This is a genomic window from Arthrobacter sp. AIWTK1 (assembly GCF_056680535.1).
The window spans coordinates 2,869,856-2,890,662 of the sequence record NZ_CM155287.1 but is presented as its reverse complement, the minus strand read 5'-3'; the positions used below and the strand labels follow the sequence as shown (position 1 = coordinate 2,890,662).

18 protein-coding genes and 1 tRNA gene are annotated in these 20,807 nt (G+C 67.0%); 9 read left to right on the top strand and 10 right to left on the bottom strand.

Annotated elements, in window-relative coordinates; translation table 11 throughout:
- Window positions 1–2 precede the first annotated feature (2 nt).
- Window positions 3–467: a Fur family transcriptional regulator gene (locus tag AC1MDG_RS13325; protein ID WP_043482586.1), complete on the bottom strand. Its 465-nt coding sequence runs from the start codon at window positions 465–467 to the stop codon at window positions 3–5.
- A 120-nt stretch (window positions 468–587) separates the two neighbouring features.
- Between AC1MDG_RS13325 and AC1MDG_RS13320 the strand changes: the two genes are divergently transcribed.
- On the top strand, window positions 588–1,244 hold the full coding sequence (locus tag AC1MDG_RS13320; protein WP_479804372.1) for an MBL fold metallo-hydrolase: 657 nt from the start codon (window positions 588–590) through the stop codon (window positions 1,242–1,244).
- Here the strand turns inward: AC1MDG_RS13320 and AC1MDG_RS13315 are convergent.
- On the bottom strand, window positions 1,241–2,326 hold the full coding sequence (locus AC1MDG_RS13315) for a PLP-dependent cysteine synthase family protein (RefSeq protein WP_479809100.1): 1,086 nt from the start codon (window positions 2,324–2,326) through the stop codon (window positions 1,241–1,243). The genes AC1MDG_RS13320 and AC1MDG_RS13315 overlap by 4 nt on opposite strands.
- Window positions 2,327–2,446: 120 nt before the next feature.
- On the opposite strand from AC1MDG_RS13315, the gene AC1MDG_RS13310 reads away from it, so the two are divergent.
- From AC1MDG_RS13310 to AC1MDG_RS13300, 3 genes are all read left to right on the top strand, one after another.
- Window positions 2,447–3,283 carry a sulfurtransferase gene (locus AC1MDG_RS13310; protein ID WP_479804370.1) on the top strand — a complete coding sequence of 279 codons (837 nt, stop codon included), beginning with the start codon at window positions 2,447–2,449 and terminating at the stop codon, window positions 3,281–3,283.
- 63 nt (window positions 3,284–3,346) lie between these two features.
- A complete protein-coding gene (locus tag AC1MDG_RS13305; RefSeq protein WP_479804368.1) occupies window positions 3,347–4,528 on the top strand; it encodes an NAD(P)-dependent alcohol dehydrogenase in 1,182 nt (393 codons plus the stop codon).
- Window positions 4,525–4,953 carry an HIT family protein gene (locus AC1MDG_RS13300; protein ID WP_479804366.1) on the top strand — a complete coding sequence of 143 codons (429 nt, stop codon included), beginning with the start codon at window positions 4,525–4,527 and terminating at the stop codon, window positions 4,951–4,953. Before AC1MDG_RS13305 ends, AC1MDG_RS13300 begins: the two co-directional genes overlap by 4 nt.
- Window positions 4,954–5,007: 54 nt before the next feature.
- Here AC1MDG_RS13300 and hrpA read toward each other — a convergent pair whose 3' ends face one another.
- Entirely contained in the window at window positions 5,008–8,991 is a 3,984-nt protein-coding gene (gene hrpA, locus AC1MDG_RS13295) for an ATP-dependent RNA helicase HrpA (protein WP_479804364.1), read from the bottom strand.
- Between the two features lie 143 nt (window positions 8,992–9,134).
- Complete coding sequence (locus tag AC1MDG_RS13290) at window positions 9,135–9,302, bottom strand: hypothetical protein (RefSeq protein ID WP_200891022.1); 168 nt, start codon at window positions 9,300–9,302, stop codon at window positions 9,135–9,137.
- 81 nt (window positions 9,303–9,383) lie between these two features.
- Here AC1MDG_RS13290 and AC1MDG_RS13285 point away from each other — a divergent pair, with 81 nt between their 5' ends.
- Window positions 9,384–10,352: a GlxA family transcriptional regulator gene (locus tag AC1MDG_RS13285; protein WP_479804362.1), complete on the top strand. Its 969-nt coding sequence runs from the start codon at window positions 9,384–9,386 to the stop codon at window positions 10,350–10,352.
- Between the two features lie 41 nt (window positions 10,353–10,393).
- Here AC1MDG_RS13285 and AC1MDG_RS13280 read toward each other — a convergent pair whose 3' ends face one another.
- The 6 genes from AC1MDG_RS13280 to AC1MDG_RS13255 form a co-directional block, all read right to left on the bottom strand.
- Window positions 10,394–10,717, bottom strand: coding sequence for a protealysin inhibitor emfourin (locus tag AC1MDG_RS13280; RefSeq protein ID WP_479804360.1), 324 nt, complete (start codon window positions 10,715–10,717; stop codon window positions 10,394–10,396).
- Between the two features lie 64 nt (window positions 10,718–10,781).
- Window positions 10,782–11,825 (bottom strand): M4 family metallopeptidase, encoded by a 1,044-nt coding sequence (locus AC1MDG_RS13275; protein WP_479804358.1) that lies wholly within the window; start codon window positions 11,823–11,825, stop codon window positions 10,782–10,784.
- Window positions 11,826–11,958: 133 nt separating this feature from the next.
- Window positions 11,959–12,031, bottom strand: a tRNA-Arg gene (locus AC1MDG_RS13270).
- Window positions 12,032–12,108: 77 nt separating this feature from the next.
- A complete protein-coding gene (locus tag AC1MDG_RS13265) occupies window positions 12,109–13,620 on the bottom strand; it encodes an FAD-dependent oxidoreductase (RefSeq protein ID WP_479809099.1) in 1,512 nt (503 codons plus the stop codon).
- 5 nt (window positions 13,621–13,625) lie between these two features.
- The gene (locus AC1MDG_RS13260) at window positions 13,626–14,498 is read right to left on the bottom strand and encodes an FAD:protein FMN transferase (RefSeq protein WP_479804356.1); all 873 of its coding nucleotides are present in this window, start codon (window positions 14,496–14,498) and stop codon (window positions 13,626–13,628) included.
- A 48-nt stretch (window positions 14,499–14,546) separates the two neighbouring features.
- The gene (locus tag AC1MDG_RS13255) at window positions 14,547–14,999 is read right to left on the bottom strand and encodes an FMN-binding protein (protein WP_479804354.1); all 453 of its coding nucleotides are present in this window, start codon (window positions 14,997–14,999) and stop codon (window positions 14,547–14,549) included.
- Between the two features lie 228 nt (window positions 15,000–15,227).
- On the opposite strand from AC1MDG_RS13255, the gene argS reads away from it, so the two are divergent.
- From argS to thrC, 4 genes are read left to right on the top strand one after another with little or no spacing between them, the layout of a single operon-like run.
- Window positions 15,228–16,892 (top strand): arginine--tRNA ligase, encoded by a 1,665-nt coding sequence (argS, locus tag AC1MDG_RS13250; RefSeq protein ID WP_479804353.1) that lies wholly within the window; start codon window positions 15,228–15,230, stop codon window positions 16,890–16,892.
- Between the two features lie 5 nt (window positions 16,893–16,897).
- Window positions 16,898–18,382 (top strand): diaminopimelate decarboxylase, encoded by a 1,485-nt coding sequence (gene lysA / locus AC1MDG_RS13245; protein WP_479804351.1) that lies wholly within the window; start codon window positions 16,898–16,900, stop codon window positions 18,380–18,382.
- Entirely contained in the window at window positions 18,383–19,699 is a 1,317-nt protein-coding gene (locus tag AC1MDG_RS13240; protein ID WP_479804349.1) for a homoserine dehydrogenase, read from the top strand.
- Window positions 19,700–20,806, top strand: a complete 1,107-nt coding sequence (thrC, locus tag AC1MDG_RS13235; RefSeq protein ID WP_043482572.1) for a threonine synthase — start codon at window positions 19,700–19,702, stop codon at window positions 20,804–20,806.
- The last annotated feature ends 1 nt before the right edge of the window (window position 20,807 follow it).

The window sequence follows — 20,807 nt, the reverse complement described above, 5'->3', positions numbered from 1 at the left end:
CTTCAGGCTCCGGCGGCCTTTCGGGCGGTGCAGTCCGGGCACAGGCCGTAGATCTCCACGGTGTGGGCCACTTCGGTGTAGCCGTGCTCCGCGGCGGTCCGCGCAGCCCAGGTCTCCACGGCGGGAGCTTCCACTTCCACGGCCTTCCCGCAGTTGCGGCACAGCAGGTGATGGTGGTGGCCGGTGACGGCGCACCTCCGGTAGACGGCCTCGCCCTCGCCGTTGCGCAGGACATCCACCAGCCCGTCGTCGGCGAGCGACTGGAGGATCCGGTAGGCAGTGGCCAATGACACCGAAGTGCCCTGGTTCTGCAACATCCGGTAGAGCTCCTGGGTGCTGACGAAGTCGTCCAGCTCGTCCAGGGCGGCACTCACCGCCAGTCGCTGCTTGGTGACACGCTGCTCACGGCCGCCGGCGGAAGGCGGTGCGGATAGCTTTGTGCCGTCGGCATTGGCGCCGTGGGCCATGGATTGACTCGCTTCCCTGCGGGGTGTTGGCAATGTCCAAGATTACCAGCCGGGAGTTCACGGACGGGTTCGCCGACGGGTTCGTGGACACTGCCGCGCAGGCCGCCCTAGGCTGGCTCCATGAAGCTGACTAAATACACCCACGCCTGTGTCCGGCTCGAAAAGGACGGCCACGTGCTGGTGATAGATCCCGGCACGTTCTCCGAAACCGGAGTGGCCCTGGAGGGGGCAGGGGCCGTCCTGGTCACCCACGAGCACGGGGACCATATTGACGTACCGGCCGTGGTGTCAGCGCTGCGGGACAATGAGTCGCTCCGGGTCTTTGCTCCGGGGGGAGTGGCGGCAACCCTGCGGTCCGAGGCGTCTTTTGCTGGCTCCCGGATCACGGGGGTTGAGCCGGGCCAGGCGTTCACCGCCGCCGGCTTCGAAGTTAAGGCGTTCGGCGGCCAGCATGCGCTGATCCACCCCCAGATCCCGGTGGTGGCCAACATCGGGTACCTGATCGACTCCAACCTCTACCACCCCGGGGACTCGTTCGTGATTCCGGACGGCATCGGGGTCGGGACCCTCCTGGTCCCGGTGCACGCGCCGTGGAACAAAGTGGGGGAGGTGGTGGATTTCGTCATCGGTGTCCGCGCTGCCAAGGCGTTCCCCATCCACGACGCCCTGCTCAATGAGACCGGGCTCGGCCTCATCGAAGGGCACGTGAAGCGGCTCGGAGCGAAGTACGGCACGGAGTACGCGCACCTCTCCAGCGGTGATTCCGTGGAGGTCTAGGCGCGCCAGGTCCCGGTGTCGAAAAAGTCCCTGATGCGGGCCTCATACGGCCTGGGGTCGAGTCCTCGCGCCTGCAGCCATTCCTCGTTGTAGTAGCTCCCGGCGTACCGGTCGCCGCCGTCGCACATCAGCGAGACCACGCTGCCCCGGCGTCCCTCCGCGACCATTCCGGCGATCAGCTGCCACACGCCCCAGAGATTGGTTCCGGTGGACGGGCCCGCATGCAGCCCGGCGAGGTCGCGCAGGTGCCGCATGGCGGCCACCGAGGCCGCATCCGGGACCTGGATCATGTGGTCGATGACGGCGGGCACGAAGCTGGGCTCCATCCGCGGCCTTCCGATGCCCTCGATGCGGGACGGCATTCCCGTGCTGAAGCCGGCGACGCCGTCCCGCCAGCCGGGGTAGAAGGCCGAGTTCTCCGGGTCCACGACGGCGAGCTCGGTGGCATGGCGGTGGTAGCGGAGGTACCGGCCGATGGTGGCGCTGGTGCCGCCGGTACCGGCGCCCACCACGATCCAGCGTGGGACCGGATGCTCTTCGAGGGCCAGCTGCTGGAAGATGGACTCGGCGATGTTGTTGTTGCCCCGCCAGTCCGTGGCCCGCTCGGCGTACGTGAACTGGTCCATGTAATGCCCGCCTGCGGTGCGCGCTACTTCCTCTGCGGCCGCATAGACCTCGGACGCATGCTCCACCAGGAGGCAGGCCCCGCCGAACTGCTCGATCAGGGCGATCTTCTCAGGGCTGGTGGTGCGGGTCATGACGGCGATGAACGGCAAACCGAGGAGCTGGGCAAAGTAGGCCTCGGAGACGGCCGTGCTGCCGCTGGAGGCCTCCACGATGGTGGTGTCTTGCCTGATCCAGCCGTTGACCAGGCCGAACAGGAACAGCGAGCGCGCCAGCCGGTGCTTGAGGCTGCCGGAGCGGTGCGTGGATTCGTCCTTCAGGTAGAGCTGGACGCCCCAGTGCTCCGGAAGCGGAACGGAGTAGAGGTGCGTGTCCGCGGACCTGTTGTTCTCGGCGTTGATCCTGCGGACGGCTTCATCCGCCCACGCCCGGTCCTGTTTGCCGGCACGGTTGACCATTCTGTTCACCGATTCAGCCTACCCGGGACAGCAGGCGTCCACGGCTACAGTGGGTACCGGCTGCCCGCCCGCGCTGCGCGCCGGGCCGGACGGCCTGTCATCCGAACCAAAGGAGATTTGATGAACCCCCTGATGGACGTGTCCGCGCTGAACCACCGGATGACCTCCGGTGGGCGCACCGTTCTGCTGGATGTCCGCTGGGCGCTGGGCGATCCCCACGGCCGCGAACACTATCTTGAGGCGCATATTCCGGGCGCGGTCTACGTGGACCTGCCCACCGCGCTCGCAGGGCCGGCGGACCCGGGCCAAGGCAGGCATCCGTTGCCGCCGCTGCAGCAGTTCCAGGAATCGGCGCGGTGCTGGGGCATCCGGGACAACGACCTCGTGGTTGCCTATGATGACACAGGCAGCACGGCCGCCGCCCGGCTGTGGTGGATGCTGCGCAATGCCGGTGTATCCACTGTGTTCCTGCTCGACGGCGGCCTGTCCGCCTGGCGGGCGGCCGGATACCCCGTGGAAGGCGGCCTTGAGCAGGCCACGCTAGGCAACGTCACGCTGACCGACGGCGCGATGCCCGTCATCGACGCAACCCAGGCTGCGCAGTGGCCCTGGCGGGGGGTCCTGCTGGACGCGCGGGCGGGCGAGCGCTACCGCGGCGAAATTGAGCCGGTGGATCCGCGGGCGGGACACATTCCAGGCGCCGTGAGCGCCCCCACGGCCGGGAACATTGGAAGCGACGGACGGTTCCTGCCGGCGGAGGAGCTGCGGCAGCGTTTCACTGCCCTGGGCGTCAGGCCGGACGTGCCCACCGCTGTGTACTGCGGCTCCGGCGTCACTGCTGCGCACGAAATCGCTGCCCTGGAAATCGCCGGTTTTCCGGCGGCACTGTATCCCGGCTCGTTTTCGCAATGGTCCAACAACCCCGCCAACGAGGTGGCAACGGGGGCGGCTCCCTAAGGCTGGCGCCGCAAGCCCGGCCCTGATTGGAACACCGGCCGGGCACGGGGGTAGCGTCAGGGGATGACTCCCGGACGCCCCGTACCGCCGCCCCTCGCCAAGCCGCTCCCCGGCAATCCGCCACGCTTAGATCCGCACGGCTCAACGCAGCACGCACCGTCGGCAACCGCGCGGCCCGCCGCGGCCTACGGCGCCACGGCCAGCAACAGCGGCCTGGTGCCGCTGACCGTCGCCCGCCGCGCCCCGAAGGACGACGACGTTGAGGTCGCCATCGAGTTCTGCGGCCTCTGCCACTCGGACGTGCACGCAACGCGCGGCGAGTGGGGCACGCAGAACTACCCGCTGGTGCCGGGCCACGAAATTGTGGGCCGCGTCAGCCGCGTGGGCGCCGGCGTGGACGACTTCGCGCCGGGCGACCTCGTGGGCGTGGGATGCATGGTGGATTCCTGCCGTGAATGCGACAGCTGCCTGGACGGCCTGGAGCAGTACTGCGAAAACGGCATGACCGGCACCTACGGGGCAGTGGACTCCCGTAATGGAGACGCCGTCACCCAGGGCGGTTACGCCACGTCCGTGGTGGTGGACCGCCGTTACTTGCTGCGGGTTCCGGAAAACCTTGACCCCGCCGCCGTCGCGCCGCTCCTCTGCGCCGGCATCACCACCTATTCCCCGCTGCGGCACTTCGGCGTCGAAGCCGGGGACGTTGTGGGGGTGGTGGGGCTCGGCGGACTGGGCCACATGGCCGTGAAGCTTGCCAAGGCCATGGGTGCCGACGTGAAAGTGTTCACCACCTCGGATTCGAAGGTCGCCGCGGCCCGGGAGCTGGGCGCCGACGGCGTCATTCTGTCCCGCGACGAAACCTCCATGGCGGCCGCCGACCGCAGCATCGACGTCATCATCGACACCGTTGCGGCGCCGCATGACCTCAACCCGTACTTCCGGACCCTGCGCAGGGACGGAGCGCTCTTCCAGCTGGGCCTGCCCTCAGGCGCCATGCCGCCAGTCAACCCGGGGGCGCTGATCCGTCGCCGGATCGCCTACGCGGGCTCACTCATCGGAGGCATCGCAGAGACTCAGGAGATGCTGGACTTCTGCGCCGAACACGGTGTTGTCTCCGACATCGAGGTGGTGGCCGCCGGGCAGTTGAACGAGGCCTACGACCGCATGGTGGCAGGCGACGTCAAGTATCGTTTTGTCCTGGACACCAGTACCCTCGGGACCCCTTCGGAAAAGGCAGACGCATGAGCACCGTTTTCACCAAGATCATCAACGGCGAGATCCCCGGACGCTTCGTCTGGCGTGACCAGGACGTGGTGGCGTTCCTGACCATGGGCCCGCTTGCCGACGGACACACGCTGGTGGTTCCCACGGAAGAAGTGGACCGCTGGACGGACGCCCCGCCCACACTCCTGGCCCGCGTGATGGACGTCGCGCAGAAGATCGGCGCCGTCCAGGTGGACGTGTTCGATGCCGCACGGGCAGGGCTCATCGTGGCCGGCTATGAGGTCAACCACCTCCACGTCCATGTGTGGCCGTCCAACTCCATGGCTGACTACGACTTCGGCTCGGTGGACCACCACCCTGACCCCGCGCAGCTGGACACCAACGCCGAAAAGCTCCGTGAGGGGCTCCGCCGGGCCGGCCACGGAGGCCACGTTCCCGCGTCCTGATGGTCATGTCCTGACGCTCCTGCGGCCGGCCCCGGCGTAGCTCCCTGGCGGGCGCTACGCCGGAGCCAGCGCTTTGTTGAGCACCGTCCGGATCCGCTTCTCGGAGACGGAATAGGCTGTTCCGAGTTCGACGGCGAAGAGGCTCACCCGCAGCTCTTCGATCATCCAGCGCACCTGGGTTAACTCAGCACCGGCACGGCGTCCGGGCAGCAGCGCCGACACGGCGTCGTCGTAGTCGTCTTCCAATGCCTGCACCGCGGCCATGTGCAGGGCGTCCCGCTGGACGTTGCCGGGCAGCTTTTCCAGCCGCTTCTCGATGGCGGTCAGGTAGCGCGGCAGCTGGCTGAGCTGGGCGTAGCCCGTGCGTGCCACAAAGCCCGGAAAGACGAGTTGTTCGAGCTGGCTCTTCACATCGTTGAGGGCGCTGATCAGGGCCAGGCTCGTGGTCCCCTTCAGCTGCTTCTCGATCCGGCGCGTGCTGGCAAGGATTCGCTCGACGACCGCGGTGACCGTGAACACCGTGTCGATGAGCTCGGCCCGGACCTGCTCATACAGGGCCTTGAAGGACGCCTCGTCCCAGGGCAGTTCGGCCGGCGTGAGCTTGTCGATCGCGGCCAGCGCGCAGTCCGCGATCAAGGCCGACACCGAACCATGCGGATTCTGGCTGAAGGTCAGCTTCTCCGTGTTGTTCAGGTGTTCCAGGACATAGCGGTCCGGCGCCGGGACCTTCAGCGCGAGGAGGCGGATGACGCCCGCGCGCATCGCCTGTTCCTGTTCCGAGGGGGTCTGGAACAGCCGGAGGGCAACGGACGTGCCCTCATCCACCAACGCGGGGTAGCCGGTGACGGTGTGTCCTTTCACCATGCCCTGGACCTGGCGCTGCACGGTTCCGAAGGTCCAGTCCGTCAGTCCCGACTTCTCCGAGAAACCGGGTGTTGCGGCACCGTCCGTGGACGGTGTGATGCCTCCGGCGTTCTTCGGGGCCTGTTCGGACTGCCCGCGCTGGGCGCCCTTCGGGCCTTTGGGGGCCGTGGTCACGGGGGTGGCCCCCAACGACTCGGCAATCGCCCGCCGGGTGGCCGGGGCAAGTCTTTCCTGCAACTCCGCGAGGTCCTTGCCCTCGTCCAGCACCTTGCCCTTGGAATCGACCACGCGGAAGCTCACCCGGAGGTGGGAAGGCACCGCGTCCCAGTTCCATGATCCCGGCGGAATGACCTGGCCGCGGATACGGCGCAGGACCAGTTCCAGGGAGGGTTCGAGTTCGTCGGTGGCGGGATCGAAGTCCGCTTCGAGGGCCGCCACCGCCTGCCGGGCAACGTCAGGGGCGGGTACGAAGTTCTTGCGTATCTGTTTGGGCAGGGACTTGATCAGGGCCGTCACCAGCTCCACGCGCTGGCCGGGGATGAGCCAGCGGAAGGCGGTGTCGTCGAGCTGGTTCAGGAAGAGCACCGGAACCTCGGCGGTGACGCCGTCGGACGGATTGGGCGGCGAGCCGGGCGCCACCGGATGGAACTCATAGCTCAGCGGAAGCTCGAAGCCCTTGTGCAGCCAGGTTTTCGGGTAGGCCGAATCATCCAGCGCATCGGCGTCCTCGCTGATTAGCAGGGACTGGTCGAAGTCCAGCAGCGCGGGGTCCTGCTGGCGTGCTTCCTTCCACCACTTGTCGAAGTGCCGCTCGGACACCACGTCCTTGCCGATCCGGGCGTCGTAGAACTCGAAGAGCGTCTCGTCGTTCACCAGGATGTCCCGGCGCCGCATCCGCGCCTCGAGCTCCTCGATCTCCTGGAGCAGGGCACGGTTGCGGTGGAAGAACTTGTGATGGGTCTGCCAGTCGCCCTCGACGAGGGCATGCCGGATGAAGAGTTCCCGGCACAGCTCCGGATCCACCTTGCCGTAGTTGATCCGGCGGCTCGGGATGATGGGCACTCCGTAGAGGGTGACCTTCTCATGGGCCATCACCGAGCCCATTTTCTTGGACCAGTGGGGCTCGCTGTAGCTGTGCTTCACCAGATCGGGAGCCACCTGTTCGGCCCAGAGCGGATCGAACCTGGCCGCGACCCGAGCCCACAGCCGGCTCGTTTCCACCAGTTCGGCGGCCATCACGAACGTGGGGGACTTCTTGAACAAAGCCGAGCCCGGGAAGATCGCGAAGCGGCTGCCGCGGGCGCCCGCGTATTCGCGCTTGCGCTCGTCGAGGATGCCGATGTGGCTCAGCAGGCCGGAGAGGAGGCTGATGTGGATGCCCTCATGGTTTCCCACGGGGTCGGCAAGGCGCTTGTTGTCCAGGCTGATGCCCAGCGGGCGGGCGAGCTGGCGGAGTTGGGCGAAGAGGTCCTGCCATTCCCGCACCCGCAGGTAGTTGATGAACTCGGTCCGGCACAAGCGGCGGAACTGTGTGGAGGACAGTTCCTGCTGCTTCTCCTGGAGGTAGTTCCAGAGGTTGAGGAATCCGGTGAAGTCCGAGTTCTCGTCCCGGAAGCGGGCGTGCTTTTCCGCGGCGAGCTGCTGCTTGTCGGTCGGACGCTCGCGCGGGTCCTGGATCGTGAGGGCCGCAGCGAGGATCATGACTTCGCGGACGCAGCCGCGTTTCCCTGCCTCCACGATCATCCGGCCGAGCCGCGGGTCCACCGGCAGCTGGGCAAGCTTCTGCCCGACGGCGGTCAGTCCGCCTCCGCCGTTCCTGCCCGCAGCAGCGCCTGGGGCGCCTTGTGGACGGGCGGCGCTCAAGGCGCCGAGTTCGCGCAGGAGCGTAACGCCGTCGTTGATCGCGCGTGAATCCGGCGGCTCGACGAAGGGGAAGTTCTCCACGTCCTTGGGTCCGCGGGCGACGCCCATGGCGGTCATCTGCAGGATGACGGCCGCGAGGTTGGTACGCAGGATCTCCGGGTCGGTGAACTGCGGCCGGGACTCAAAGTCCTCTTCCGAATACAGCCGGATGGCGATGCCGTCGGACACGCGGCCGCAGCGGCCCGAGCGCTGGTTTGCCGAGGCTTGGGAAACACGTTCGATCGGCAGCCGCTGGACCTTGGTCCGGTGCGAGTAGCGCGAGATGCGGGCGGTGCCGGTGTCGATGACGTACTTGATGCCGGGGACGGTCAGCGACGTTTCGGCGACGTTGGTGGCCAGCACGATCCGCCGTTTGCTGCCGGGATAGAAGACCTTGTGCTGCTCCTGCAGGCTCAGCCGGGCGAAGAGGGGGAGCACCTCGGTTCCGGCCAGCCGCCGGTTGGACTGGATCCGGGCGTTGATGGCCTCTGCGGCGTCGCGGATTTCGCGCTCGCCGGAGAAGAAGATCAGGATGTCGCCGGGAGCTTCGAGGGCCAGTTCGTCGACGGCGTCGCAAACGGCGTCGAGCGGGTCGCGGTCTTCCTCGAGTTCGTCGTCGGAGGTGTTGTCTTCCTCGTCGCCAGGCGCGGCCCCGCCAGCCGGCTGGGACAGCGGCCGGTACCTGATTTCCACCGGGAACGTCCGGCCGGAGACCTCGATGATGGGGGAGGGATCCTCCTCGGTGCCGAAGTGCTTGGCGAACCGTTCGGGATCGATGGTGGCCGAGGTGATGATGATTTTCAGGTCGGGGCGCTGCGGCAGGATCCGCTTGAGGTATCCGAGGATGAAGTCGATGTTGAGGCTGCGCTCGTGGGCCTCGTCAATGATGATGGCGTTGTACTTGCGCAGCAGCTTGTCGCGCTGGATCTCCGCCAGCAGGATGCCGTCGGTCATGAGCTTGACCTTGGTGGACCGGCTGACCTCGCCGGTGAAGCGGACCTGGAAGCCCACTTCCTGGCCGATCTCGACGCCGAGTTCCTCCGCAATGCGCTCGGCCACCGTGCGTGCAGCCAGCCGGCGCGGCTGGGTGTGGCCGATCAGTCCGTCGTCGCCCAGGCCCAGTTCCAGGCACATCTTCGGTATCTGGGTGGTCTTGCCGGAACCGGTCTCGCCGGCGATGATCGTCACCTGGTTGGCCGCGATGGCGGCCATCAGGTCCTCGCGGCGCTCGGAAACCGGCAGCTCGGCGGGGTAGGAAATATGAAAAGTCATGGCTGGACACAGTCTACTGTGGCCGCGGCCGGCCGCCGGGCTATGTTGTCCGACGGCGAAGGACCCGGCTTATTGGTGGGCCGGGTCCTTCTGTGTTGGCGGGCAGGTGCCCGGCATGAACCGGGAACCGGGCGTCGCGGCGGTCAGTAGTTCCGCAGGGTGTAGCTGATGCTTGGCAGGTCCAGTGCGGACCAGTCCTGCTCCGAGCGTTCGGGCGGGTTGTGGCCCCGTCCGTCCTTGAGGAGCGCGGCGATGGTGGCCGGAAGGATGATGAGCAACAGGACGATGAGTGCAACTCCGATGGTTTCCATGCCTCTATGTTTCTCCCGTGCCCGGCAACAAAACAGTGGCAGAAATGCCCAAAAAGCTATAATTTCTGCCACAATGGAAGCATGCTCAAATCGGTGGCAGTGATCGTTGTTCCCAACTTCTCCATCTTCGAATTCGGGACCGCGTTCGAGGTGTTCGGGATCGACCGTTCGGCGCGGGGAAACGGTGTGCCGGCGTTCGATTTCCGTGTCTGCACGCCGAAACCGGGCGATATCCGGCTCAAGTCCGGGCTGACCATGCACGTCGAGTTGGGACTGGAAGCGGCGGCCGATGCCGACCTGGTGATCATGGCGCCCTACGGCCACGACCAGGACGTTCCGGAAGCGGTTCTGGACGCCCTGCGCGCAGCCCATGAACGCGGCGCCTGGGTCATGTCCATCTGTTCAGGCGCTTTTGCCTTGGCACGTGCCGGCCTGCTCGACGGCCGCCGCTGCACAACGCACTGGCACTATTCCCGGGAGCTGGCCAGCCGCTACCCGGCGGCGCTCGTGGACGAGAACGTCCTGTACGTCCAGGACGGCCGGATCATCAGCAGTGCCGGGACCGCGGCCGGCATTGATGCCTGCCTTCACCTGGTGAGGGTGGAACTCGGGGCCGGCGTTGCGGCGAGTATTGCCCGCGACATGGTGGTCCCGCCCCACCGCGACGGCGGGCAGGCCCAGTTCATTGACCGGCCCATTCCTGCCTGCGGCTCTCAACCCATGGAGGAACTGCTGCAATGGATGGTCCGGAACCTCGAGCACGACCACACTGTCAATGAGCTCGCGGCGCGCGTCCACATGTCGCCGCGGACGTTTGCGCGCCGTTTCCGGGCCGAAACGGGGGCCACTCCCGCTGCCTGGCTCAACTCCCAGCGGGTGCTGCGGGCACAGGAGCTGCTGGAATCCACCGAGCTGAACATCGACGAGATTGCCCGTGAGTCGGGATTCGGCCATTCCGTGCTGCTCCGGCACCATTTCGGCAAAGTGCTGGCAACGAGTCCGCAATCCTACCGGCGGGCGTTCCGCGGCCACCTCGAACCTGCCGTCTAGCGCCGCCGCACCCGGGCCTCCGCGACACGCGGGCAGCCCCGTCACCCGGGTTCAGGACTTCCCTGGCCCGGGAGGTGCCCGCCGTTCCTTGCGGCTTCGGCCGCTGCGCGGGTGTTGTCCACGAGGATCCGCCACGGACCGGTGACAGCCTGCTCCGGGAGGGTGGCGCGGTGCTGGCCGGCTTTGATGGAATACATGAACCGGTCCGGCTGGCCGCCGGCCTCCGCTGCGCGCGGCACGGCGTCCCAGGGGCAGGCCTCAACCAGCGGCTCCCAGTGGCTCTTGTCCGTGGGGGTGGTGGCCTGGATACTCCACACCCGCTTCAGCGCAGCAATCCCGCCGCTGCGCTGAACAGTAATCTTCATGGCCTGGTTCCTGTTTTTCCGCTTCTCGCTGGCCGCCGGCTGACCGCTCCGGCGGCTATCCCGGTTACAGCTTTACCTTCACAGTTTCCCACGCCTTCCGGACGGCGTCATGCTCCGAAGAATCGGCGCCGAACAATTCGGCGGCCGAGGCGGCGGTGGCCTTGGCGAACTTGGTGAACGTTGCGTTGGCAGGCAGGGAACCTCCAGTGAGGGTGTCGTACCAGATCCGGCCCGGGGTTTCCCAGGCGTTGCCGCCAAGTGCCGACGCCACAAGGTAGAACGCGCGGTTGGGGATGCCGGAATTGATGTGCACGCCGCCGTTATCCGCGCTGGTCCGGACGTAGGAATCCATGGAGTCCGGCTGGGGGTCCTTGCCCAGCACGTCGTCGTCGTACGCGGTGCCGGGAGCCTTCAGCGACCTCAGGGCTGAGCCTTGCACCTTGTCTGTGAACAGGTTTTCGCCGATCAGCCAGCTGGCCTCCGATGCCGGCTGCTGCGCGAGGTACTGTTCCACAAGCGCGCCGAATACGTCCGACAGTGATTCGTTGATGGCACCGGCCTGGTTCCGGTAGACGAGTCCGGCGGAATACTGCGTCACGCCGTGCGCCAGTTCGTGGCCGATGACGCTCAGGGACCGGGTGAAACCCTGGAAGATTTCGCCGTCGCCGTCGCCGAACACCATCTGGTGTCCGTCCCAGAAGGCGTTGTCGTAGAGCTTGCCAAAGTGCACGCTGGCATCCAGGGCGAGCCCCCGGCCGTCGATCGAGTTCCGGCCGAAGGTCTCTGCGTACAGTCGGTGGGTGTGGCCCAGGCCGTCATAGGCCTCATCCGCCGAGGAGTCTCCCGTGGCGGGTTCACCCTCCTTGCGGACCAACTGACCGGGAAGGGACTCGGAGGTCCCGGCGTCATACACCGTGCGGTTCGGCGGCCCGGGCTTCAGCTGCCGGATGCCGGACGGGACCGCCGGCAGGGGGAGCGCGCGGCTGGCCTGGATGGACCTGATATGGAGCAGGGCTTCCTTTGCCGCACGGGCCACCGCGTTGAGCCGGGGCTCGTCCCGAGCTGCAAGGCGTCGCAGCATGTAGGGCGGGATGATGGAGCAGTACATGAATGTCCCCTTTACTCGTCGGCGATGGAAACAGCCTACGAGGGGGTGCCGACATTGCGGCGGGACACGCTTTAAGGACTGATGCACGCCTTAAGCAGGAAACCCCGCCAGCTGGGCTGGCGGGGTTTGTCTGTGCCCTCGATAGGATTCGAACCTACGACCTTCTGCTCCGGAGGCAGACGCTCTATCCCCTGAGCTACGAGGGCAATCAGGGTTTCCTGCCGTTTCCGGCGGGACGTCCTAGAGCTTAGCAGGAAGGTGGCCTTCAAAGGAAAATCGGCGGTCAGTATCCGGCAAACGAGTCGGTTCGGACCCGCCGCGCACCCGCGCTGCGGGTGGCGGCCCGGAGCGAGCGGACGCTGGCCGTGGAGCCGGAGATGAACACTTCGCGCGCGGCAATGTCCGGAACCAGTTCCTTGAGGGCCGCGCCGTCGATCCGCTCCGGCGGCCGGGAAACCGTGCCGGCGTCTTCCATGAACGACGGCGGGGCGGAACCGTCGGAGAGCCGGGCAATGACCCGGGCGCCGGACTGTTCCAGCGCATCCGCGTAGGCGAGTTCAGCCGCTGACTTCGCCAGGTACAGCAGGACCACGTCCCGGTTCTTTGCCGCGCCTGCCGCGAGCTGGGCAAGGTAGGGCGTAATGCCGATGCCGGCCGCCACCAGCAGGAGCGGCCCGGCCTGGCCGCGGGGGAGGACGAAGTCGCCGCCCACCGCAGTGGCCGTCACGGCGTCCCCGGGCCGCAGTGCGAGCAGGGCGCGTTTGGCGGCGGAAACGGGTTCGGCTGTTCCCACTCCGATGGTCAGGTCCCGTGCGTCCGGGGCGCTGGTCAGGCTGAAGACCCTCCGCAGGCCTTTGCCGTCGGATTTGCCATGGGGCAGGTGCAGTTCCATGTACTGTCCGGGGGCGAACCGGACCGCGCGTTCGGGCCGGAAACTGAATTCCGTCGTCGTCGGCGTCAGGGGCCGCGATTCCTGGAAGTTCAGCCGGATACCGCCGCGCTGCCCCGCCAGGAACGCAATCAGGTTCCCCGCCAGCAGCGCCAGTTCGGGCGAGTTCGCCACGAAACCCAGGTTGTACGGGACGGCAAAGACCACGCCGACGACGGCGGCGAGGGCGAGTTGCTGCCAGCGCCGGGGCGGAAGGGTCAGCGGTTCGGTCAGCATGAAGCCCACGAAGAACAGCACGGGGCGCTGCGCGAGGGGCTGCCACAGTGCCGGGCCGAGTGACATCCCGGCCCTGAGGAGTTCCGCGGCCACGATGGATACGGAAACCACTGTGAACACGGCCGCCATGAGCATCTTGCCCGTGCGGTACAGAACCAGCAGGATGCCGGGAACCAGGAGGAGGAGCATCGCGGGAGTGGCGGCCCACCACGTGGCGATGTTAAGGCCGGTCAGGCCGGCCACGAAAGCACCCGCGGCGGCCGGGTTGAAAATGTGCCGCCCGCGCCAGGCCAGGGCGTATTTAGAGGCCGATGCCAGGACGCAGGCGAGGGCCACCCCTGCAATATCGAGCACCTTGAAACTGGGCCAGAACAGGAAATACAGCAGCAGGCCGGTGATCAGGGATGATTCCGAGTGCGGCCGGACATGGAACAGCGCAGCAAGCCCGCGGTTCGAGGCGTAGGTCAGCCCCAGGCAGAGCGCCAGGTGCGTCAGCATTTCGGGGATGCCGAACGTCAGCCAGCCCAAAATATTAAGCAGCAGGCTGTACGCGGCGAGCGCGGCGAGCACCCACAACACCAGCCGGTACATGGTGAAGCGGTTCAGCGACGTGTCCACGCGCTGGATCATGGAACTCATTCGAACAGCACTCCTTCGAAACCTGCCGAGTAGGCGGCACTTCCATCCGAAAAAACCGTAAGCCAGGAAAACTCAAAATCCTGCTCAAGCGCCTTACCCGAAACGAAGAACAACGCCGTGGCCAAGGCGTCGGCCGTCATGGCATTCCCGGCCAGCGCCCACGTGGCAACCACTGTCCTGACCGGAGTCCCCGTGGTGCCGTCCAGCACATGGTGAAGTCCGTCGCCCCAGGCCCGGCGGTTGGCTGCCGAGGCGCACAGGGCTCCCTCGCCCAGGCTGATCATGCCAATGGCACGGCCTGGATCATACGGATGCTCCAGGCCGACGGATACCGGCGCGGGGCCGGAGTTGAGGAGGTCGCCGCTGGCGTCGATGAAGTGTTCGCTGACGCCCTGCGACCGGAGTTCCGCGGCAAGCAGGTCTGCGAGCTGCCCCTTGCCGGCAGCACCGACGTCCAGCACCACGGGAGCGGTGGTGGTCAGCGCGGCGTCCTGCCAGTCCAGCACGTCGTCCCACGGCGGTGCGGCCAGCGGGATTCCGCGGGACCGGAGCGAATACCCCAGGCCGTAGCCCAGCTGTTCCAGGCTGCCGCCAATCAGCGGCGTCATGGCGCCGCCCGTCAGCCGGTACAGGACCCGGTACAGGCGGCCCAGCGCGCCTGCGCCCTCCGGCATGCGGAAGCGGCCGGGCTCCCTGGCCGCCTGCGCCACGGTCGAGTCAGTCCTGAAACGGGACCACGCGGCGTCGTACTCCTCCACCACGTCGAGCAACCGGCGGCGCTGGCCGCCGTCCAGGGTGCCGGGCGTTGAAATCTCCCAGCTGGTTCCGATCCCGTTGAAACTGAACGCTGCCCAGCCCGGGTGCGGCACGTTATCTCCTCTTGACGCGGTGAACTGGTGGTGGTGGGCCGTACTTGGCTACTGGGCCTCGGACCTGATCTTCTCCACAGCCTGGTTGAAGCCCCCACTGGTGAGCGAGGAACCGGCAACCTTGGAGACATTCAGTTCATCCAGCTTCTTGCCCACGATCTGCGCCGCAATACCGCCGGCGAATTCACCCTGGAACTTCCGGGTGTTGGGGTTGGAAGGATGCTGGGTGATGTTGACGCCGGACACCGTACCGCCTGAAAGCGTCAGCTCGACCCCTACGGTTTCCGTGCCGTTGGGGGAGACATAGTTACCGTCGGCGCTGTACGTGCCGTCCTTGTAGCCGGCCGCCCCGGCGACGGGGGTGCTGCTTGCCGCCGCACCGGATGTGGCAGCTTGCTGGGCTGCGGGGGGCTGGGCCGACGGCGCGCAGCCGGACACGGTGCCGATCAGGGACATGCCGGCGATGCCGACGAAGAGGCTCTTGCGTACCGGGAAGCTCATGCAGGGACTCGATTCGTGTAGTCGCGGGTGGGAAGTGTGCCGACGGAGTTCCGGCGCCGCGGGGGAGGGGACAGGGCAGGAAACCGTCGGGCCGTTACAGGATGGACAACGCTGGAATCAGCGTAATGGTTCAGCCTGTGACCAAGCCCATGCCCTCCCGGGCGCTTTATCCCCGTCATGGCGTGCCCCGATTCCGCGGCTTTTGCGGGCCACCGGTAGGCTAGAAGCGTGACTCCCGAAGAACTCTCCCTCGCCATATCCGCCTGCCTGAAAGACGCCGTCGCCGCCGGCGAAATCACTCTTTCCGCATCAGCCGTGCCGGACGAGGTGCGCGTGGAGCGGCCCAAGAACCGGGACCACGGAGACTGGGCCACCAACATCGCCCTCCAGCTGTCCAAGCAGGCCGGCGTCAATCCCCGGGAATTCGCCACCATCCTCAGCGCGCGACTCAAGGGCATCGACGGCGTTTCGGCCGTGGACATCGCCGGTCCGGGCTTCCTGAACATCACGGTGGACGCCGCGGCCGCGGGGGCACTCGCCAAGGCAATCGTTGAAGCCGGACCGGAGTACGGCACCAACTCGGCGCTCGCCGGCCACGTGGTCAACATGGAGTTCGTCTCCGCCAACCCCACCGGCCCGCTGCACATCGGCCACACCCGCTGGGCGGCGCTGGGCGACTCCATCGCCCGGGTCCTTCGGGCCTCCGGCGCGAAAGTCACCGCCGAGTACTACATCAATGACGCCGGATCGCAGATGAACGTCTTCGCCCATTCCGTGCTGTCCCGCCTGCACGGACGCGGCGTCCCCGAGGGCGGCTACCCGGGCGAGTACATTTCCGAGCTGGGCCACCACGTCCTGACGGAGCACCCGGACATCCGGGAACTGACCGACGTCGCGGCGCTGCCGGTGATCCGCGGAGCCGCGTACAAGGCGCAGATGAAGGACATCAAGGACACTCTCGCCGACTTCGGGGTCGCCTTCGACGTCTACTTCTCGGAGCAGGAACTGCACGACGCCGGCGCCATCGAAAGTGCCGTTGCCCGCCTTCGCGAGCAGGGCCACGTGTTCGACGACGGCGGCGCCGTCTGGCTGCGCACCACGGACTTCGGTGACGACAAGGACCGCGTGATGATCCGCGCGAACGGCGAACCGACCTACTTCGCCGCGGATGCCGCCTACTACCTCTCCAAGAAGGACCGCGGCTACGACCAGAAGATCTACCTGCTGGGAGCGGACCACCACGGCTACATCAACCGGCTGAAGGCAATCGCCGCTGCCGCCGGGGACGATCCCGAGGCCAACATCGAGGTGCTGATCGGCCAGCTCGTGTCAGTGAACGGCGCCAAGCTGTCCAAGCGCGCGGGCAACATCATCGAGCTCAAGGACCTCATCTCCTGGCTCGGCAAGGACGCCGTCCGTTACTCGCTGGCGCGCTTCCCGGCGGATTCCCCGCTCACCCTGGACCCCGAGCTCCTGAAGAAGCACAGCAACGAGAACCCGGTGTTCTACGTCCAGTACGCGCACGCACGGTCCCGCGGCGCAGCCCGCAACGCCGTCGCCGCCGGCGTGGACCGCAGTGTTGATGGAAAAGACGCGTTCGACGCCTCGCTCCTGGACCACGCCACCGAGAACGAGCTGCTGTCCTACCTGGGCAGCTACCCCTCCATTGTGGCCAAGGCCGCCGAGCTGCGTGAACCGCACCGCGTGGCCCGGCACCTGGAGGTCATTGCCGGCGCGTACCACCGCTGGTATGACGCCTGCCGCGTGGCGCCGCAGGGCGATGAGCCCATTACCGATGTCAACCGCACACGGCTGTGGCTCAATGACGCCACCAGCCAGGTGCTGGCAAACGGACTGGAACTGCTGGGCGTTTCGGCGCCGGAACGGATGTGACCGCCATGACCGGGAATTCCCTGAACCACGCGTCCCCCCTCGCCCCCGAATGGCTCGCCGTCCCGGCCGACCTCAACGCGCTGCACGAACCCATGTGGGCCGCCGACGTCGCCCGGAACGACTCCGGCGAACTTGCCATCGGCGGCATTCCGGTCAGCGAGCTGCAACGCGAGTTCGGCACGCCGCTGTTCGTGATGAGTGAGACCGACTTCCGGGCCCGGGCCCGCGCCTTCAGCGACGCCTTCAACGATGCGTTCGCCGATATTTGCGGGGGTGTGGACGTCTACTACGCCGGGAAGTCGTTCCTGTGCACGGCCGTGGTCCGCTGGGTGGAGGAGGAAGGCCTGCGGCTGGACACCGCCTCCGGCGGGGAACTCGCCGTCGCCGCCCGCGCCGGCATCCCCGGAGCCGACGTCGCCCTGCACGGCAACAACAAGTCCGACGCCGAGATCCACCGTGCCTTGGACATGAAGCTGGGCCGGATCGTGGTGGACAGCCTTGCCGAGCTGGAACGCGTCGCCAAGATCGCGTCCGCCCGCGGCGAAACCGCCAAGGTGATGCTGCGGCTCACCCCCGGGGTGCACGCGCACACGCACGAGTTCATTGCCACCGCCCATGAGGACCAGAAATTCGGCCTCTCCATGGCAGAGGACTCCACGGACCAGGCCGGCCTGTCTGCGGCGGAAGAAGCGGTGGCCGCGGCGACGGGCTACCAAAGCATCGAGCTCCTCGGCCTGCACTGCCACATCGGCTCGCAGATCTTCGAACCGGACGGCTTCGCGCTGGCCGCGGTGAAACTGCTCCGTTTCCTGGCTGCAATGCAGGAAAAGTACTCGGTCGTCCTGCCTGAACTGGACCTCGGCGGCGGCTACGGCATTGCCTACACGCCGGTGGACACCCCCAGGCCCCCCGCGGAGATCGCACAGGCGATGGCCGCCGTCGTGCGTTCCACCTGTGCGGAACTGGGCATCACGGCCCCACGGATCTCGATCGAACCGGGACGCGCCATCGTGGGAAGCACCACCTTCACCCTTTATGAGGTGGGGACGCTCAAGACCGTCCGCGTGGACGCGCCGGCCGCTGCTGCGGCTGCCGACGCCGGAAAGGCGGAAAAAAACGTTACGTACCCGCGCCGCTATGTGTCGGTGGACGGCGGGATGAGCGACAACGCCCGCCCGGTGCTCTACGACGCGGATTATTCGGCAATCGTGGCGTCGCGGACCTCCGACGCGGCCCCGCAGCTGTCCCGCGTAGTGGGCAAACATTGCGAGAGCGGCGACATAGTTGTTAGAGATGTATATCTGCCCGAGGACGTGGCAGCCGGTGATCTGCTCGCTGTACCGGGGACCGGCGCCTACTGCTGGGCCCTGTCCAGCAACTACAACTATCTGGCCCGGCCGGGCGTTGTCGCTGTGCGCGACGGATCAGCCCGGCTGATTGTCCGCGGGGAAACCGAACAAGATCTGCTGAACCGCGACATGGGAGTCTGAATGACTGAATTGCGAACCCTGAAAGTAGCCCTGCTGGGCTGTGGCAACGTGGGGGCCCAGGTGGCGCGGATTCTGATTAATGACGCCGACGCGCTGGCCGCCCGCACCGGAGCCCGCCTGGAGCTGACCGGCATCGCCGTTCGCACGCTCGACGCGCCCCGCGACGTCGAGCTGCCGCGGGAACTGTTCACCACGGATGCAGACACCCTGGTCAAGGACGCCGACCTCGTCATCGAACTGATGGGCGGCATCGAACCTGCCCGCTCCCTGATCCTCGCCGCCATCCAGAACGGCGCCTGCGTGGTCACCGGCAACAAGGCGCTCCTGGCCCAGGACGGCCCCACGCTCTACGAAGCGGCGGACAAGGCAGGCGTCCAGCTGTCCTACGAGGCAGCGGTGGCCGGCGCCATCCCCATCCTGCGCCCCATCCGCGACAGCCTGTCCGGCGACCGCATCACCCGGGTGCTGGGCATCGTGAACGGCACCACCAATTTCATCCTTGACCAGATGGACACCACGGGCGCCCAGTTCTCCGATGCCCTGGCCGAGGCGCAGCGCCTTGGCTACGCCGAGGCTGACCCCACGGCCGACGTCGGCGGCCTTGATGCAGCGGCCAAGGCCGCCATCCTCGCCTCGCTGTCCTTCCACACCCGGTTTGACCTCGAAAACGTCCACTGCGAAGGCATCACCGGCGTCACCGCGGCGGACATCGCCGCGGCCAAGGACGCCGGGTTCGTCATCAAGCTGCTGGCCATCGCCGAGAAACTGACCGCTGCAGACGGCAGCGAAGGCGTGTCGGTCCGCGTACACCCCACCCTGCTGCCGCGCGAGCACCCGCTGGCCGCCGTCCACGGCGCCTTCAATGCCGTGTTCGTTGAGGCCGAGAACGCCGGCGAACTGATGTTCTACGGCCAGGGTGCCGGCGGTACTCCCACGGCGTCGGCCGTGCTGGGCGACCTCGTCTCCGCAGCGCGCCGGATTGTCCTGGGCGGACCCGCGCAGACCGAGACCACCATCGGCAAGGTTCCCGCGCTGCCCATCGACGCCGTCAACACGAGCTACTACATCGGGCTCGACGTTGCCGACCAGCCGGGCGTGCTCGCAAAGATCGCACAACTGTTCGCGGAGCACGGCGTGTCCATCGAAATCATGCGCCAGACCATCCACCGTGATGCCGACTCCAACGTGGAATCGGCCGAACTGCGGATCGTCACCCACCGCGCAACCGAAGCTGCACTGGCAGCAACCGTCCAGGCCGTGAAGGGCCTCGACGTCATCAATTCCGTTACATCCGTACTGCGGGTAGAAGGAGTCTAAGTGGCTCACCAATGGCGCGGTGTCATCCGCGAATACGCTGATCGTTTGCCCGTAACGGAAAGCACCAAGGTCATTACCCTCGGTGAGGGCGGCACGCCGCTCGTCCACGCGCAGAAGCTCTCCGAGCTCACCGGCTCCACCGTGTACCTCAAGGTGGAAGGCATGAACCCCACCGGTTCCTTCAAGGACCGGGGCATGACCATGGCGATGACGGCCGCGGTGGCCTCCGGCGCCGAAGCCGTGGTGTGCGCCTCCACCGGCAACACTTCCGCGTCCGCGGCGGCCTACGCAACGGCAGCCGGCCTCAAATGCGCCGTCCTGGTCCCCGAGGGCAAGATTTCCATGGGCAAGCTGAGCCAGGCGATCGCCCACGGCGCCACCCTCCTGCAGGTGGACGGCAACTTTGACAACTGCCTCGACATCGCCCGGAAGCTGGGGGAGTCCTACCCCGTGTTCCTGGTGAACTCCGTCAACCCGGCCCGGATCCAGGGGCAGAAGACCGGCGCCTTCGAAGTTGTGGATGCCCTCGGTGACGCCCCGGACATCCACGTCCTTCCGGTAGGGAATGCCGGCAACATCACCGCGTACTGGAAGGGCTACAAGGAATACTCGGCGCCGTTCGAATCCGACACTGCCGGAACCCTTCCTGCCGTGTCCACCAGGACGCCTCAGATGTGGGGCTTCCAGGCCGCCGGGGCCGCACCCTTCGTCGCCGGCCACCCCATCACCGAGCCGGACACCATCGCCACGGCCATCCGGATCGGGAACCCCGCGTCCTGGGACGGTGCCATCGCCGCCCGTGACGAATCGGGCGGCCTGATCGAAGCCGTTACCGACGACGAAATCCTGGCAGCGCACCGCTGGCTGTCCGCCAAGGAAGGCGTCTTCGTTGAACCCGGCTCTGCCGCCGGCGTTGCCGGCCTGATCAAGAAGCATGCCGCAGGGCAGGTGCCTACCGGCAAGACCATCGTGATCACCGTGACCGGACATGGCCTGAAGGACCCGCAGTGGGCGCTGCGCACCGAGGACGGCAGCGATGTCCAGCCCGTCAAGGTGTCCAACGATGTGGTCACCGTGGCTGCCGAGCTGGGCCTGGAAGAAAAATAGC

Bases quoted from the DNA above. Each gene is read 5' to 3' on its own strand.
- AC1MDG_RS13265 (WP_479809099.1), bottom strand. From the start codon at position 13,620: ATGATCCAGCGCGTGGACACGTCGCTGAACCGCTTCACCATGTACCGG.
- lysA (WP_479804351.1), top strand. From the start codon at position 16,898: ATGACCGGGAATTCCCTGAACCACGCGTCCCCCCTCGCCCCCGAATGG.
- AC1MDG_RS13300 (WP_479804366.1), top strand. From the start codon at position 4,525: ATGAGCACCGTTTTCACCAAGATCATCAACGGCGAGATCCCCGGACGC.
- AC1MDG_RS13240 (WP_479804349.1), top strand. From the start codon at position 18,383: ATGACTGAATTGCGAACCCTGAAAGTAGCCCTGCTGGGCTGTGGCAAC.
- AC1MDG_RS13315 (WP_479809100.1), bottom strand. From the start codon at position 2,326: ATGGTCAACCGTGCCGGCAAACAGGACCGGGCGTGGGCGGATGAAGCC.
- AC1MDG_RS13275 (WP_479804358.1), bottom strand. From the start codon at position 11,825: ATGTACTGCTCCATCATCCCGCCCTACATGCTGCGACGCCTTGCAGCT.
- AC1MDG_RS13320 (WP_479804372.1), top strand. From the start codon at position 588: ATGAAGCTGACTAAATACACCCACGCCTGTGTCCGGCTCGAAAAGGAC.
- AC1MDG_RS13325 (WP_043482586.1), bottom strand. From the start codon at position 467: ATGGCCCACGGCGCCAATGCCGACGGCACAAAGCTATCCGCACCGCCT.
- AC1MDG_RS13305 (WP_479804368.1), top strand. From the start codon at position 3,347: ATGACTCCCGGACGCCCCGTACCGCCGCCCCTCGCCAAGCCGCTCCCC.
- AC1MDG_RS13310 (WP_479804370.1), top strand. From the start codon at position 2,447: ATGAACCCCCTGATGGACGTGTCCGCGCTGAACCACCGGATGACCTCC.
- hrpA (WP_479804364.1), bottom strand. From the start codon at position 8,991: ATGACTTTTCATATTTCCTACCCCGCCGAGCTGCCGGTTTCCGAGCGC.
- AC1MDG_RS13285 (WP_479804362.1), top strand. From the start codon at position 9,384: ATGCTCAAATCGGTGGCAGTGATCGTTGTTCCCAACTTCTCCATCTTC.
- AC1MDG_RS13280 (WP_479804360.1), bottom strand. From the start codon at position 10,717: ATGAAGATTACTGTTCAGCGCAGCGGCGGGATTGCTGCGCTGAAGCGG.
- AC1MDG_RS13290 (WP_200891022.1), bottom strand. From the start codon at position 9,302: ATGGAAACCATCGGAGTTGCACTCATCGTCCTGTTGCTCATCATCCTT.
- AC1MDG_RS13255 (WP_479804354.1), bottom strand. From the start codon at position 14,999: ATGAGCTTCCCGGTACGCAAGAGCCTCTTCGTCGGCATCGCCGGCATG.